The organism is Streptomyces sp. NPDC057743 (assembly GCF_042798755.1).
Classification (GTDB): domain Bacteria; phylum Actinomycetota; class Actinomycetes; order Streptomycetales; family Streptomycetaceae; genus Streptomyces.
Window position 1 is genome coordinate 104,384 of sequence record NZ_JBHVJX010000024.1, and the last position, 14,070, is coordinate 118,453.

A 14,070-nucleotide genomic window follows, 5' to 3' on the forward strand; every position below is an offset into this window, starting at 1 on the left:
GGGGCGGGCGGCCGTGGGGCGGGCGGCCCGGAGGGGACGGTCGAACGGGTCCCGTAGGGGACGCGAGGGCCCCCTGTGGGGCCACAACCGGGCGGGTGGGGGAGGTATTCCGGGCCCCGAACCGGAACCCTTCGGCATGACGGACAATGGACCCCATGCCTTCCGCACTGCCAGATGGTGAGCCGATGCCCGAGGACGGGGCGCTGCCCCGCCATGCGCTGACCGGCGCCGCCGAGCGCCCCCTCGGCTTCTATCTGCACGTGCCGTACTGCGCCACCCGCTGCGGCTACTGCGACTTCAACACCTACACCGCGAGCGAACTGCGCGGCCGCGGCGGCGCCCTGGCCTCCCGCGACAACTACGCCGACACCCTCGTCGAGGAGGTCCGGCTGGCCCGCAAGGTACTGGGCGACGACCCCCGTCCCGTACAGACGGTCTTCGTCGGCGGCGGCACCCCGACCCTGCTGCCCGCCGCCGACCTCGGCCGGATGCTGGCCGCGCTGCGCGACGAGTTCGGCCTGGCGCCCGACGCCGAGATCACCACCGAGGCCAATCCGGAGTCCGTCGATCCGCGCTACCTCGCCGAGCTGCGCGCCGGCGGCTTCAACCGCGTCTCCTTCGGCATGCAGAGCGCCCGCCAGCACGTCCTGAAGATCCTCGACCGCACGCACACCCCGGGCCGCCCCGAAGCCTGCGTCGCCGAGGCCCGCGCGGCCGGCTTCGCGCACGTCAACCTCGACCTGATCTACGGCACCCCAGGGGAGTCCGACGACGACTGGCGCGCCTCCCTGGACGCCGCCACCGCCGCCGGCCCCGACCACATCTCCGCCTACGCCCTGATCGTCGAGGAGGGCACCCAACTCGCCCGCCGGATCCGCCGCGGCGAGGTCCCGATGACCGACGACGACGTGCACGCCGACCGCTACCTGATCGCCGAGGAGCGCCTGACCGCCGCCGGCTTCTCCTGGTACGAGGTCTCCAACTGGGCCACCACCGAGGCCGCCCGCTGCCGCCACAACGAGCTGTACTGGACCGGCGCCGACTGGTGGGGCGCCGGGCCCGGCGCGCACAGCCACGTCGGCGGCGTCCGCTGGTGGAACGTCAAGCACCCCGCCGCCTACGCCCAGGCCCTCGCCGAGGGCCGCTCACCGGGCGCCGGCCGCGAGGTGCTGGCCGACGAGGACCGCCGCGTCGAGCGGATCCTCCTGGAGCTCCGGCTCGCCGCCGGCTGCCCGCTGGATCTCCTCGCCCCCGCGGGCGCCCGCGCCGCCGCCCGCGCGCTGGCCGACGGCCTCCTGGCGCCCGGCCCGTACGAGGCCGGGCGGGCGGTGCTGACGCTCCGCGGCCGACTCCTGGCGGACGCGGTCGTCCGCGACCTGGTGGACTGACGCCCCGGGCGCCCCGGGCGCTCGCGCACTCCTTGCCGCGTCGCCGTGTCCCCCAACACCCCCAAGGCGCCGGGGACTTCACCACACCACGCTCGGGGCGTCGGCGCCCCGATGATCAGTGCGTCAACGGGCGGGACGACCGGCCCGATGCCGAGTCGATCTCGTCGTGGGCCTTGGTCAGCAGCTGCATCGCCAGGTCGTTGAGGGCCCTGGCCCCGGCGACCTCCTCGCCGACCCGGGGCTGGTTCCCGTCGGCGGGGTGGCGGCTGGCATAACCATGGGACCGCACCTCGGTCCCGTCCGGCAGCCGTACCAGCGCGGCGGCCCGGGTGCGGTGGATGTCCTCCTCGAATTCCATCTCGACATGCCATCCGACAGCGGTCTTCAACATGGCGGTCACCTCCGGAATCGCTGTTACCAGAGTGCGCTCACCACCGCGCCCGTGCACGACGGTGCAACGGGCGGTGCCCTGTACCCCGTAGGCCCGTCGGCCACCGCCCACCGCCGTCACCGGAGCCCCGCCGCTCAGAGAGCCTTCCGCCCCGTCACGCGCCCTCCGGCGCCGTCACGAAGTCGATCAGCTCCTCCACCCGACCCAGCAGCGCCGGCTCCAGGTCCTTGTACGACCGCACCCGGGACAGGATCCGCTGCCAGGCCGCGCCGGTGTTCTCCGGCCAGCCCAGCGCCCGGCACACCCCGGTCTTCCAGTCCTGGCCCCGGGGGACCTGCGGCCAGCCGGCGATGCCCACCGAGGACGGCTTCACCGCCTGCCACACGTCGATGTACGGGTGGCCGACGACCAGCACGTTCCCGTCCGTCACCGACGCCGCGATCCGGGACTCCTTGGAGCCGGGGACGAGGTGGTCCACCAGGACGCCGAGGCGGGCGTCCGGGCCGGGGGAGAACGCCTCCACGATGGCCGGAAGGTCGTCGATGCCCTCCAGGTACTCCACGACGACGCCCTCGATCCGTAGGTCGTCGCCCCAGACGCGCTCCACCAACTCGGCGTCGTGCCGGCCCTCCACGTAGATGCGGCCGGCGCGGGCGACCCGGGCGCGGGCCCCGGGGACCGCGAGCGAACCGGAGGCGGTGCGCGCCGGCCCGCTCGCCGCCGGGCGGGCCGGCGGCCGGACGAGGGTGACGGTCTTGCCCTCCAGGAGGAAGCCGCGCGGCGCCATCGGGAACACCCGCTGCTTGCCGAAGCGGTCCTCCAGGGTCACCGTCGTGCCCTCGGCGGTCTTCTCGCACCGGATGACCGCGCCGCAGTAGCCCGTGGCCACCTCCTCCACGACCAGCCCGGGATCGGCCGGCACCTCGGGCACCGGCTTCGGCTTCTTCCAGGGGGGAGTGAGGTCGGGGCTGTAGTGCCTGCTGTGCATGGGGTTGGTTCCCTACGGGTCGGGGGTCGGACAGTCGGTGGGTTGGGTGGCGAGCGGTGCCACGGGCGCTGGGGTGGGCGAGCGTCGGGAGGGGGGCGGGGCAACGGCCTTCGGGTCAGGGCGAGTTGGCGGTGCCGAAGCGGGCCGCCAGGGCGTCCCGTTGCGCGCGGACGAAGGCCGCGTCCACCACCGCGCCGTGCCCCGGCACGTACCGGGCGTGCTCGCCGCCCAGGGCCAGCAGCCGGTCGAGCGCGGCGGGCCACCGCCGGGGCAGCGCGTCCGGGCCCGCCTGGGGTTCGCCGGACTCCTCCACCAGATCGCCGCAGAAGACGACGTCCCGTTCGCCGGGCCGGCCGGGTACCAGGACGGCCAGGTCGTGGGCGGTGTGACCGGGGCCGACGTCGACCAGCAGCACCTCCCGCCCCCCGAGGTCGAGGGTCGTTCGGCCGTCCACCTGGTGGCGCGGGACGACCAGGTGGTCCGCGGCCTCGGCGGCGGCCTTCGGGTCCACGCCGTGCCGGACCGCGTCCTGCCGCAGCGCCTCCCCGCCGCCCCGGAGCAGCCCGGCCACCCCGGCCGCGCCGTACACCTCGACGCCGGCGAAGGCCGCGGTGCCCAGTACGTGGTCGAAGTGCGGGTGGGTGAGCGCGACATGCGTCACATCGCGGCCCAGCACCCCGCGGATCGTGCGGCGCAGCTCTGCCCCGGCGGCGAGGGTCGCACCGGTGTCGACGAGCAACACCCCGTCGGCGCCGGCGATCACGCCGACCGTCTCGTCCCAGCCGGGCATCCGGCGCCGGACGACCCCGGCGCCGAGCCGCTCCCAGCCGGCCTCTTCCCAAGTGGTGCGCATGGCAGGACGCTAGCGCCCCCGCGATAGCGTTGCCCTGCACCCGGTGGAAACCCGGCGGAATGCCGGCGGGCACGAGTATCTCGTGGGGCGCGCCGCGGTGCGCCCCCGGCGCGGGCCCGGGGCGCCAACAAGGCGTCGTATAAGGGATTTCCAGGGGATCGCTCGGGGAACTCTCCGGGACGGCCCGGGGTCGGACCAGACGGTGGTGGGTAAGCCCTCAGTGCGCCCGCCCTTGCTGTATCCGCTCCGCCCGGCCGTACACTGGCTGCGGGTCTGGCACTCGGACCAGGTGAGTGCCAGTAAGAGACGACCGGCGGGACGGCCGACTGGAGGTGGCGAAATGCTCAGTGAACGCAGGCTTGAGGTGCTGCGCGCCATCGTCCAGGACTACGTCGGGACCGAGGAGCCGGTCGGCTCCAAGGCCCTCACCGAGCGCCACAAGCTGGGCGTCTCCCCGGCCACCGTCCGCAACGACATGGCGGCCCTGGAGGACGAGGGCTTCATCGCCCAGCCACACACCAGCGCCGGCCGGATCCCGACCGACAAGGGCTACCGCCTCTTCGTCGACAAGATGGCCGGCATCAAGCCGCTGTCCGTCCCCGAGCGGCGGGCGATCCAGAATTTCCTGGACGGCGCCGTCGACCTCGACGACGTGGTCGGCCGCACCGTGCGGCTGTTGGCGCAGCTCACCCGACAGGTCGCGGTGGTGCAGTACCCGTCCCTGACGCGGTCCACCGTCCGGCACGTCGAGCTGCTGGCGCTGGCCCCGGCCCGGCTGATGCTGGTGCTGATCACCGACACCGGCCGCGTCGAGCAGCGGCTCATCGACTGCCAGACGCCGTTCGGCGAGACGTCCCTGGCGGACCTGCGCGCCCGGCTCAACAGCCGGATCGTCGGCCGCCGTTTCACCGACGTCCCGCAGCTGGTGCAGGATCTCCCGGAATCCTTCGAACAGGACGACCGGGCCACGGTTTCGACAGTACTGTCGGTGTTGCTGGAGACTTTGGTGGAGGAGACCGAAGAGCGGTTGATGATCGGCGGCACCGCCAATCTGACGCGCTTCGGGCATGATTTCCCCCTGACCATCCGGCCGGTGCTGGAAGCCCTTGAGGAGCACGTGGTGTTGCTCAAGCTGCTCGGGGAGGCAGGCGACTCGGGCATGACCGTACGCATCGGGCATGAGAATGCTCACGAGGGTCTGACGTCCACCTCGGTCGTCACCGTCGGATACGGTTTGGGCGACGAGGCCGTCGCGAAAATGGGCGTGGTCGGACCGACCCGCATGGACTACCCCGGAACGATGGGAGCGGTACGCGCAGTGGCACGTTACGTCGGACAGATCCTCGCGGAGTCGTAAGTGGCCACGGATTACTACTCGGTCCTCGGCATCAGCCGTGACGCCTCGCAGGACCAGATCAAGAAGGCTTTCCGGCGGCTGGCGCGAGAGCTCCACCCGGATGTGAACCCGGATCCCAAGACCCAGGAGCGGTTCAAGGAGATCAACGCCGCCTACGAGGTCCTGTCGGACCCGCAGAAGAAGCAGGTCTACGACCTCGGCGGCGACCCCCTCTCGCAGGCCGGCGGCGCCGGCGGTGCGGGCGGCTTCGGCGCCGGCTTCGGCAACTTCTCCGACATCATGGACGCGTTCTTCGGCACGGCCTCGCAGCGTGGCCCGCGCTCGCGGACCCGCCGCGGCCAGGACGCGATGATCCGCCTCGACATCGAGCTGAGCGAGGCCGCGTTCGGCACCACCAAGGACATCCAGGTCGACACCGCCGTCGTCTGCACCACGTGCAGCGGCGAGGGCGCGGCGCCGGGCACCTCGGCGCAGACCTGCGACATGTGCCGCGGCCGCGGCGAGGTCTCGCAGGTCACCCGGTCCTTCCTGGGCCAGGTCATGACGTCCCGGCCCTGCCCCCAGTGCCAGGGCTTCGGCACGGTCGTCCCGACCCCGTGCCCGGAGTGCGCGGGCGACGGCCGGATCCGCTCCCGCCGCACCCTCACGGTCAAGATCCCGGCCGGTGTCGACAACGGCACCCGGATCCAGTTGGCCGGCGAGGGCGAGGTCGGCCCCGGCGGCGGCCCCGCCGGCGACCTCTACGTCGAGATCCACGAGCTGCCGCACCCGGTGTTCCAGCGCCGCGGCGACGATCTGCACTGCACGGTCACCATCCCGATGACCGCGGCGGCGCTGGGCACCAAGTGCCCGTTGGAGACGCTCGACGGCATGGAGGAGGTCGACGTCCGGCCCGGCACCCAGTCCGGCCAGTCGATCCCGCTGCACGGCCGCGGCGTGACCCACCTGCGCGGCAACGGCCGTGGTGATCTGATCGTCCACGTCGAGGTGCAGACCCCGAGCAAGCTGGAGCCCGAGCAGGAGGAACTGCTGCGCCGGCTGGCCAAGCTGCGCGGCGAGGAGCGCCCGCAGGGGCAGTTCCAGCCCGGGCAGCAGGGGCTGTTCTCGCGGTTGAAGGATGCGTTCAACGGGCGGTAGACGCACCAAACGGGGCGGCGGTCAGCGGGTTTCCCGCGGCCGTCGCCCCGGTTCTGGGCGGGGCCCGGGGCGTGACACGATGTGGGCATGCCCACCGCGCTCACCGATCTCTGCCGCCACCCCATCGTGCAGGCCCCGATGGCGGGTGGTGGCTCCGGACCCGCGTTGGCCGCCGCCGTCTGCGAGGCCGGCGGCCTCGGCTTCCTGGCGGCCGGCTACAAGACCGCCGACGGCATGTACCAGGAGATCAAGCAGCTGCGCGGGCTGACCGGCCGGCCCTTCGGCGTCAACCTCTTCATGCCGCAACCCCCGTTGGCCGACGCCTCCGCCGTCGAGGTCTACCGCGAGCAACTCGCCGGCGAGGCCACCTGGTACGAGACCGAGCTCGGCGATGCGGACGGCTCCGCCGACGACGGCTACGAGGCCAAGCTGGCGATCCTGAGGGACGACCCGGTGCCGGTGGTCTCCTTCACCTTCGGCTGCCCCTCGCGGGCGGTCCTCGACGCGTTCGCCAAGGTCGGTACGTACACCATCGTCACCGTCACCACGGCTGCCGAGGCGCAGGCCGCGCAGTGGTCGGGCGCCGACGCGGTGTGCGTGCAGGGCGTGGAGGCGGGCGGCCACCAGGGCACCCACCGGGACGACCCGCACGCCGACGGCACCGGCGCCGGGCTGGGGTTGCTGGCGCTGCTGGCACAGGTGCGGGAGACCGTGCAGATCCCGGTGATCGCCGCCGGCGGGCTGATGCGCGGCGCCCAGATCGCCGCGGTGCTGGCCGCCGGCGCCACGATGGCGCAGCTCGGCACCGCCTTCCTGATCACCCCCGAGTCCGGCGCCCACCCGCTGCACAAGCAGGCGCTGATCAACCCCCTGTTCACGCATACCGAGTTGACCCGGGCGTTCTCCGGGCGCCCGGCCCGCGGACTGGTGAACCGTTTCCTTCGCGAGCACGGCCCGTACGCCCCGGCCGCCTACCCGGCCGTGCACTACCTCACCTCCCCGGTCCGCAAGGCCGCCGCCAAGGCGGGCGACGCCCAGGGGATGAACCTCTGGGCGGGGCAGGGCCATCGGCTGGCGCGGGAGCTACCCGCCGGGCAGTTGGTGGAGGTCCTGGTGGCCGAACTCGACGCCGCCCGCGCCGCGTTGGCCAACGGCCGCCCGGCCGGCGCCGGTTACGGCACGGGTGGCTCCGCCGGTTTTGGCGCGGAGGGCTCCGCCGGTTTCGGCACGAGTGGAGGTGCGGCATGACGGCGCCCGTTTTCCTCGTCGAGGTCGATGCGCTCGCCGGTGTACGGGCCGGCGGCACGCTCACCCTGGACGGCCCCGAGGGCCGGCACGCGGTGTCGGTGCGGCGGCTCCGGGTCGGCGAGGAGATCGTCCTGACGGACGGCGCCGGCACCGGCGCCGAGGGCACCGTCGCCGCCGTCGAGGGCAAGGACCGGCTCACCGTCGCCGTCACCGCGCTGCGTACCGAGGAGCCGCCGGCGCCCACCCTCACCGTCGTGCAGGCGCTGCCCAAGGGCGACCGCGGTGAGTTGGCCGTGGAGACCATGACGGAGACCGGGGTGGACGCCATCGTGCCGTGGCCCGCGGCCCGTTGCGTCACCCAGTGGAAGGGCGAACGGGCCGCCAAGTCGCTCGCCAAGTGGCGGGCCAGCGCGCGAGAGGCCGGCAAGCAGTCCCGCCGGCTGACGTTCCCGCAGGTCGCCGACCCGCTGTCGACCAAGAAGGTCGCCGAGCTGCTCGCCGACGCCGACTTCGCCGCCGTGCTCCACGAGGAGGGCAGCAGCCCGCTCGCCACCGCCGAACTCCCCACGGCGGGCTCGATCGTGCTCGTCGTCGGCCCCGAAGGCGGCGTCTCGCCGGAGGAGTTGGCGCTCTTCGCGGAGGCGGGGGCGAAGCCGTATCGGTTGGGGGCGAGTGTGTTGCGGACGTCTACGGCCGGGACGGCGGCGGTGGCGTTGTTGTTGGGGCGTACGGGGCGCTGGGGCTAGGTTCTGCCCACGTTGTCGGCTTTCCCGCCGTGGGCCTGCGGCCGGCCGTGCCCCACGTTGTTGGCTTTCCCGCCGTGGGGGTGCTGTTTGCGCCTGCGGCGCAAGGGCTGTTGGGTGCGGTGACGGGCCTCCGGGGCGGGTGTGCGGGACTGCTTCGCTTTACGTCCCGCACACCCGCCCCTCCGGCCCGTCCCCTCCCGTTGTGGGGTGGGGAATGGGGCGGTGGGGGGCGGCCGTTGTGGTGCTCTGGAGGTCAACGTCCGGGCTGGGGGGGGGTGGTGTTGGTCAGGAGAGGAGTTCGGCGGTCAGGGTGATGTTCTTGACGCCTGCCAGGGCCTGGCTGACGGGGCAGTTCTGCTTGGCGTCCTGGGCTGCGGACTGGAAGTCGGGGGCGGAGAGGCCGGGGACGCGGGCCTTGACGGTGAGGGCGATCGCGGTGATGCCCTCGCCGGGCTGGAAGGTGACGTCGGCCTGGGTGTCGAGGCTTTCGACGGTGTGGCCCTTGCCGGCCAGGCCGTGCGAGAGGGCCATGGAGTAGCAGGAGGAGTGGGCGGCGGCGATCAGTTCCTCGGGGCTGGTGACGCCGTTGGGCTGTTCCGCGCGGGCGGGCCAGTTCACGTCGTAGGTGCCGACCTTGGAGGACTCCAGGGCCACGGTGCCCTTGCCCTGGAGGAGGTTGCCTTCCCAGTGGGTCTTGGCGGTGCGCGTGGTTGCCATGGTGCATAACTCCCGTTTGTGGGGCCAATGCGGTCTGAGGGGTCAGCTTAGGGTCAGACCGGTCGCGATCCGCGGGATCGACTCCGGGGCCTCCTGGACCGGCCCGCGGGGCCGCGCGGGGTGATCGGCTAGCATCCGGAGGGCGTACGCACGGTGCGTACGGCGCACGCCGCGCGACCCGGGAGGAGCCCACCGGTGGCGGGAAATCCGCAGGCCGACTGCCTGTTCTGCAAGATCGTGGCGAGGGAGGTGCCGGCGACGATCGTCCGGGAGACCGAGACCACCGTCGCCTTCCGCGACATCAACCCCCAGGCGCCCACGCACGTTCTGGTGATCCCCAAGGTGCACTACCCGGACGCGGCGTCGCTCGCCGGCGCCGAACCCGAGGTGATCGCCGACATACTGCGCGAGTCCCGCGAGGTCGCCGCCGCGGACCAGATCGAGGAGACCGGCTACCGGGTCGTCTTCAACACCGGCTCCGGCGCCGGCCAGACCGTCTTCCACGCGCACCTGCACGTCCTCGGGGGCCGCGGCCTCCAGTGGCCCCCCGGATAACGAGCCATGTCGGTACGCGAACTGGTCGTCCTCGGGACCGCCAGCCAGGTCCCCACCCGGCACCGCAACCACAACGGCTATCTGCTGCGGTGGGACGGCCAGGGGCTGCTCTTCGACCCGGGCGAGGGCACCCAGCGCCAGATGTTGCGGGCCGGCGTCGCCGCCCACGACCTCAACCGGATCTGCATCACCCACTTCCACGGCGACCACTCGCTGGGCCTGGCCGGCGTGATCCAGCGGATCAACCTCGACCGGGTGCCGCACCCGGTGACGGCCCACTACCCGGCCAGCGGCGAGCGGTTCTTCGACCGGCTGCGGTACGCCACCGCCTACCGCGAGACCGTCAAGATCGCACAGCGGCCGGTCTCCGCCGACGGCGAACTGGACCGCGACAAGGGCTACGCCCTGACCGCGCGCAAGCTCTCGCACCCGGTCGAGTCGTACGGCTACCGGCTCACCGAGCCGGACGGCCGGCGGATGCTGCCGGAGCGGCTGGCCGCCCACGGCATCGCAGGACCGGACGTCGGGCGCCTCCAACGGGCCGGTGAACTGGGCGGCGTGACCCTCGACGAGGTCAGCGAGGTGCGGCCCGGCCAGAGCTTCGCCTTCGTCATGGACACCCGGCTGTGCGACGGCGTCCACGCCCTCGCGGACGGCGTGGACATGCTGGTGATCGAGTCCACCTTCCTCGACGAGGACGCCCAACTGGCGCAGGAGCACGGGCACTTGACGGCCGGGCAGGCGGCGAAGGTGGCCGTCGACGCCGGGGTGCGGCACCTGGTGCTGACGCACTTCTCGCAGCGCTACGCCGACCCCGCGGACTTCGAGCGACAGGCGCGCGCGGCGGGCTTCGCCGGCGAACTCACCGTCGCCAGGGACCTGTTGCGGGTCCCGTTGCCCAAGAGGCGCTGACCCGCGGCCCGTAGGGCGGGACCCCGGCGCCCCTGGGCGAGCGCCGGGGCCGCGCACCTCACGGCAGGTAGTACATCGGGTTCGGCAGCTTGAAGGTGCGCCGCGCGGCGCCGCCCTCCAGGTCGCTGTACTGGTCACCGAAGTTGGCGACGATGCGGTAGCCGAGGGACTCGATGTGCTTGCGGGTGCCCGACTTGAAGCCGATGGTCGAGCAGGTCGTGCCGCACGGCAGGTAGGGCGGCGGGTGCTCCTTGTCGCGCAGGTAGACGTGGGCGCGGTCCAACGGGACGTCGTAGCCGACGTTCTTGAGGTTGCGCACGCTCCAGTCGCGCTGGGCCTCCTTGCGGCCGGTGACGAAGAAGACCTCGGCGCCCTTCTTGTGCGCCCAGGTGACCAGGTCGTTCATGCCGAACACCGCGGCCATGTCGGTGTGTTCGAGGTACGCGTCCTGGGACTTGGGCGTGAAGTTGAAGCCGACCTTCAGCTCGTAGTTGTAGGTCAGCAGCGTGGTGTCGTCCATGTCCAGGACGATCGCCGGCTTGGCCTTCCCGGCGTCCTTCTTGGCCAGCGCGTGCGCCAGGTAGGTGCGCGCCCTGGCCTCGATGCCGCGGACCTGGCGGGCGTAGTTGCTGGTGGGGGAGGCGTAGTGCTCGCCGTCGGCCGTCACCGTGTCGCCGTAGTACGCCTTGATCTTGTCCTCGACCTGCGTGAGGTTGGGGATCTCCTTGTCGGTGCGCGGCACGGAGTGCTCGGCGGTGGCCTGGCCGGTGCCGAACACCGCGGTCCCGGCGACGAGGGCGGCGGCCACCGCGCCGCCCAGGCGGACGCGGCGGGAGAGGACGGGACGGGGCATGCGCGGCTCCTTCAGGAAGCGGGGTGGTCCCGGGTAGGTGTAACAGAGGTGGCGCGCGGCTATCTACGCGCGCAGATTAACGGATTGATAAAGGGTGGGTGGCGGGTGCCTGGGTCGGGGCTCAACTGGGCTGTCCGGCAAGCCCCTTGACGGTGTACGGGGCCGCTCCTTAGCCTCCATCCCGATCCATGGATGTTGTCTACATATGGAGACGAACGCCGATGGTCGCCCCCCGCCCCGCGGACCTGCTCGTCGCCGAGGTCCGCCTCACCCCGGTCCTGATCGCCGACCCCCCGCTGCTCAACACCCAAGGCGTGCACCAGCCCTACACCCCGCGCCTGATCATCGAGGTGGTCACCGAGGGCGGCGCCACCGGCCTGGGGGAGACCTACGGGGACACCGAATACCTCGCCCTGGCCCGCCCGTTGGCCAACGCCCTCGTCGGCCGCCAGGTCACGGACCTGAACAGCCTGGCGGCGCTCGCCGAACAGACCGGCGCGGACTCCCTCGTAGCAGCCGGCGCGCACGGCGGGAACGGGGGCGCACAGGGCGTGGACGCCGCCGGGCTGCGCGGCGTCCGCACCGCCGGCAAACTGCGCCGCTCGGTCCGCTCCGGCTTCGAGGTCGCCCTCCTGGACGCCTGGGGGCACGCCACCGGCCTGCCCGTCCACGCCCTGCTCGGCGGCGCCGTGCGCGACCGCGTCCCCTACAGCGCCTACCTCTTCTACCGCTGGCAACGCCACCCCGCAGGCCCCGGCGAGACGGACGACTGGGGCGCCGCCCTGGACCCGGCCGGCATCGTCGCCCAGGCCCGCCGCTTCGCCGACCGGTACGGCTTCACGTCCTTCAAGCTCAAGGGCGGCGTCTTCGCACCCCAGGAGGAGACCGCCGCGATCCGGGCACTGGCCGAGGAGTTCCCCGGACGGCCGCTGCGGCTGGACCCCAACGGCGCCTGGACGGTGCCCACCGCGCTCCAGGTAGCCGACGCCCTCGCGGACGTCCTGGAATACCTGGAGGACCCGGTGAGCGGCACCAAAGCGATGGCCGAGGTCGCCGCCCGTACACCCCTCCCGCTCGCCACCAACATGTGCGTCACCACCTTCGAGGAGATCCCCGAGGCAGTGGCCCGCGACGCCGTACAGATCGTGCTCTCCGACCACCACTACTGGGGCGGACTGCACGCCACCCGCGAACTCGCCGCCCTGTGCCGCACGTTCGGCCTCGGGCTGGCCATGCACTCCAACACCCACCTGGGCATCAGCCTCGCCGCCATGACCCACGTGGCGGCCACCGTGCCCAACCTGGACCACGCCTGCGACACCCACTACCCCTGGCAGACCGAGGACGTCCTGACCGAACGCCCCGTCTTCCGCGACGGCCACCTGGACGTCGGCGACGCCCCCGGCCTCGGCGTCACCCTCGACCGCGACCGGCTCGCCGCCCTGCACCAGCGCTGGCTGGCCGACGACGGCACCTACCGGGACCGCGACGACGCCGCCGCGATGCGCCGCGCCCACCCCGACTGGACCGCCCCGGCCGTGCCCCGTTGGTGAGGCGGGCGGCCGGCGACGCCCCCGGGGCCGCGGTGCGCGCGCCGCGTCCGCGCGCGGTGTGGCACAACCCGGTGGCGGTGCGCCACAGTGGTCCCGTACGTGATCTTTGAAGAGGGGCGGTACCGATGGCACAGGAAGTGCGCGGCGTCGTGGCGCCGGGCAAGAACGAGGCGGTCCGGCTGGAGACGATCCTGGTGCCCGATGCGGGGCCCGGGGAAGCCGTGGTGCAGATCCAGGCGTGCGGGGTGTGCCACACCGACCTGCACTACAAGCAGGGCGGCATCAACGACGACTTCCCGTTCCTGCTCGGCCACGAGGCGTCGGGCATCGTCGAGTCGGTGGGCGAGGGCGTCACCGACGTCGCCCCCGGGGACTTCGTCATCCTCAACTGGCGTGCGGTGTGCGGCTCCTGTAGGGCGTGCCTGCGCGGACGGCCCCAGTACTGCTTCGACACCCACAACGCCCGCCAGAAGATGACGCTCAAGGACGGCACCGAGCTGTCCCCGGCGCTGGGCATCGGGGCGTTCGCCGACAAGACGCTGGTCGCCGCCGGCCAGTGCACCAAGGTCGACCCCAAGGTCGCGCCGGCCGTCGCGGGGCTGTTGGGCTGCGGCGTGATGGCCGGGATCGGCGCCGCGATCAACACCGGGAACGTCGGCCGCGGCGACTCGGTCGCCGTCATCGGCTGCGGCGGGGTCGGCGACGCGGCGGTGGTCGGGGCCCGGCTGGCCGGCGCCGCGAAGATCATCGCCATCGACATCGACGACCGCAAGCTGGAGACCGCCCGCTCCATGGGCGCCACCCACGCCGTCAACTCCCGTACCGCCGACCCCATCGAGGCCGTCCGGGAGCTCACCGGCGGATTCGGCGCCGACGTCGTCATCGACGCGGTCGGCCGCCCGGAGACCTACCGACAGGCGTTCTACGCCCGCGACCTGGCCGGGACCGTCGTCCTGGTGGGCGTCCCCACCCCCGAGATGACCCTGGAACTCCCCCTCCTGGACGTCTTCGGCCGCGGCGGCGCCCTGAAGTCCTCCTGGTACGGCGACTGCCTGCCGTCCCGGGACTTCCCGATGCTGATCGACCTCCACCAGCAGGGCCGGATCGACCTCGGCGCGTTCGTCACCGAGACCATCGCCATCGACGAGGTGGAGCGGGCCTTCGACCGGATGCACGCCGGCGACGTGCTGCGTTCGGTGGTGATGCTGTGTTGACTCCTCCCCCCCCGTAAGCGAGCGGGATTCCTGACTCACGTTGCCTGCGGCCCGGCGGGCCGACAGGTCTTACACGATCAGCACTAGCCGGGACAGAGACCAGCCCGGACCAGCATCACGCGGGCGGAGTTCTTGTCTCTGGGCGAGACGGCTCCGCA

General features: G+C 72.7%; 14 protein-coding genes. 9 read left to right on the forward strand and 5 right to left on the reverse strand.

What is annotated here, in order from left to right; translation table 11 throughout:
* Positions 1–155 precede the first annotated feature (155 nt).
* Positions 156–1,388, forward strand: a complete 1,233-nt coding sequence (gene hemW / locus ACFVFQ_RS26185) for a radical SAM family heme chaperone HemW (protein WP_376565599.1) — start codon at positions 156–158, stop codon at positions 1,386–1,388.
* Positions 1,389–1,503: 115 nt separating this feature from the next.
* On the opposite strand, the gene ACFVFQ_RS26190 is transcribed toward hemW, so the two are convergent.
* From ACFVFQ_RS26190 to ACFVFQ_RS26200, 3 genes are all read right to left on the reverse strand, one after another.
* Positions 1,504–1,779: a DUF1876 domain-containing protein gene (locus ACFVFQ_RS26190; RefSeq protein ID WP_383420239.1), complete on the reverse strand. Its 276-nt coding sequence runs from the start codon at positions 1,777–1,779 to the stop codon at positions 1,504–1,506.
* Between the two features lie 154 nt (positions 1,780–1,933).
* Positions 1,934–2,767: a DUF3097 domain-containing protein gene (locus tag ACFVFQ_RS26195; protein ID WP_383420241.1), complete on the reverse strand. Its 834-nt coding sequence runs from the start codon at positions 2,765–2,767 to the stop codon at positions 1,934–1,936.
* A gap of 115 nt (positions 2,768–2,882) precedes the next feature.
* The gene (locus tag ACFVFQ_RS26200) at positions 2,883–3,620 is read right to left on the reverse strand and encodes an MBL fold metallo-hydrolase (protein WP_383420243.1); all 738 of its coding nucleotides are present in this window, start codon (positions 3,618–3,620) and stop codon (positions 2,883–2,885) included.
* Between the two features lie 340 nt (positions 3,621–3,960).
* On the opposite strand from ACFVFQ_RS26200, the gene hrcA reads away from it, so the two are divergent.
* From hrcA to ACFVFQ_RS26220, 4 genes are all read left to right on the forward strand, one after another.
* Positions 3,961–4,977 carry a heat-inducible transcriptional repressor HrcA gene (gene hrcA / locus ACFVFQ_RS26205; protein WP_383420245.1) on the forward strand — a complete coding sequence of 339 codons (1,017 nt, stop codon included), beginning with the start codon at positions 3,961–3,963 and terminating at the stop codon, positions 4,975–4,977.
* Entirely contained in the window at positions 4,978–6,114 is a 1,137-nt protein-coding gene (dnaJ, locus tag ACFVFQ_RS26210) for a molecular chaperone DnaJ (RefSeq protein ID WP_383420247.1), read from the forward strand.
* A gap of 87 nt (positions 6,115–6,201) precedes the next feature.
* Complete coding sequence (locus ACFVFQ_RS26215) at positions 6,202–7,362, forward strand: nitronate monooxygenase (protein ID WP_383420249.1); 1,161 nt, start codon at positions 6,202–6,204, stop codon at positions 7,360–7,362.
* Positions 7,359–8,108: a 16S rRNA (uracil(1498)-N(3))-methyltransferase gene (locus ACFVFQ_RS26220; protein ID WP_383420251.1), complete on the forward strand. Its 750-nt coding sequence runs from the start codon at positions 7,359–7,361 to the stop codon at positions 8,106–8,108. The genes ACFVFQ_RS26215 and ACFVFQ_RS26220 overlap by 4 nt, the downstream gene beginning before the upstream one ends.
* A gap of 285 nt (positions 8,109–8,393) precedes the next feature.
* On the opposite strand, the gene ACFVFQ_RS26225 is transcribed toward ACFVFQ_RS26220, so the two are convergent.
* Positions 8,394–8,825, reverse strand: a complete 432-nt coding sequence (locus ACFVFQ_RS26225; protein ID WP_383420253.1) for an OsmC family protein — start codon at positions 8,823–8,825, stop codon at positions 8,394–8,396.
* A 195-nt stretch (positions 8,826–9,020) separates the two neighbouring features.
* Between ACFVFQ_RS26225 and ACFVFQ_RS26230 the strand changes: the two genes are divergently transcribed.
* A complete protein-coding gene (locus ACFVFQ_RS26230) occupies positions 9,021–9,380 on the forward strand; it encodes a histidine triad nucleotide-binding protein (RefSeq protein ID WP_383420255.1) in 360 nt (119 codons plus the stop codon).
* Positions 9,381–9,386: 6 nt separating this feature from the next.
* On the forward strand, positions 9,387–10,292 hold the full coding sequence (locus ACFVFQ_RS26235) for a ribonuclease Z (protein WP_383420257.1): 906 nt from the start codon (positions 9,387–9,389) through the stop codon (positions 10,290–10,292).
* A 58-nt stretch (positions 10,293–10,350) separates the two neighbouring features.
* Here ACFVFQ_RS26235 and ACFVFQ_RS26240 read toward each other — a convergent pair whose 3' ends face one another.
* Positions 10,351–11,145, reverse strand: a complete 795-nt coding sequence (locus ACFVFQ_RS26240) for an HAD family acid phosphatase (protein WP_383420259.1) — start codon at positions 11,143–11,145, stop codon at positions 10,351–10,353.
* Positions 11,146–11,366: 221 nt separating this feature from the next.
* On the opposite strand from ACFVFQ_RS26240, the gene ACFVFQ_RS26245 reads away from it, so the two are divergent.
* Positions 11,367–12,698, forward strand: coding sequence for a glucarate dehydratase family protein (locus tag ACFVFQ_RS26245; protein ID WP_383420261.1), 1,332 nt, complete (start codon positions 11,367–11,369; stop codon positions 12,696–12,698).
* Positions 12,699–12,823: 125 nt separating this feature from the next.
* Positions 12,824–13,912 (forward strand): S-(hydroxymethyl)mycothiol dehydrogenase, encoded by a 1,089-nt coding sequence (locus tag ACFVFQ_RS26250; RefSeq protein ID WP_383420263.1) that lies wholly within the window; start codon positions 12,824–12,826, stop codon positions 13,910–13,912.
* The last annotated feature ends 158 nt before the right edge of the window (positions 13,913–14,070 follow it).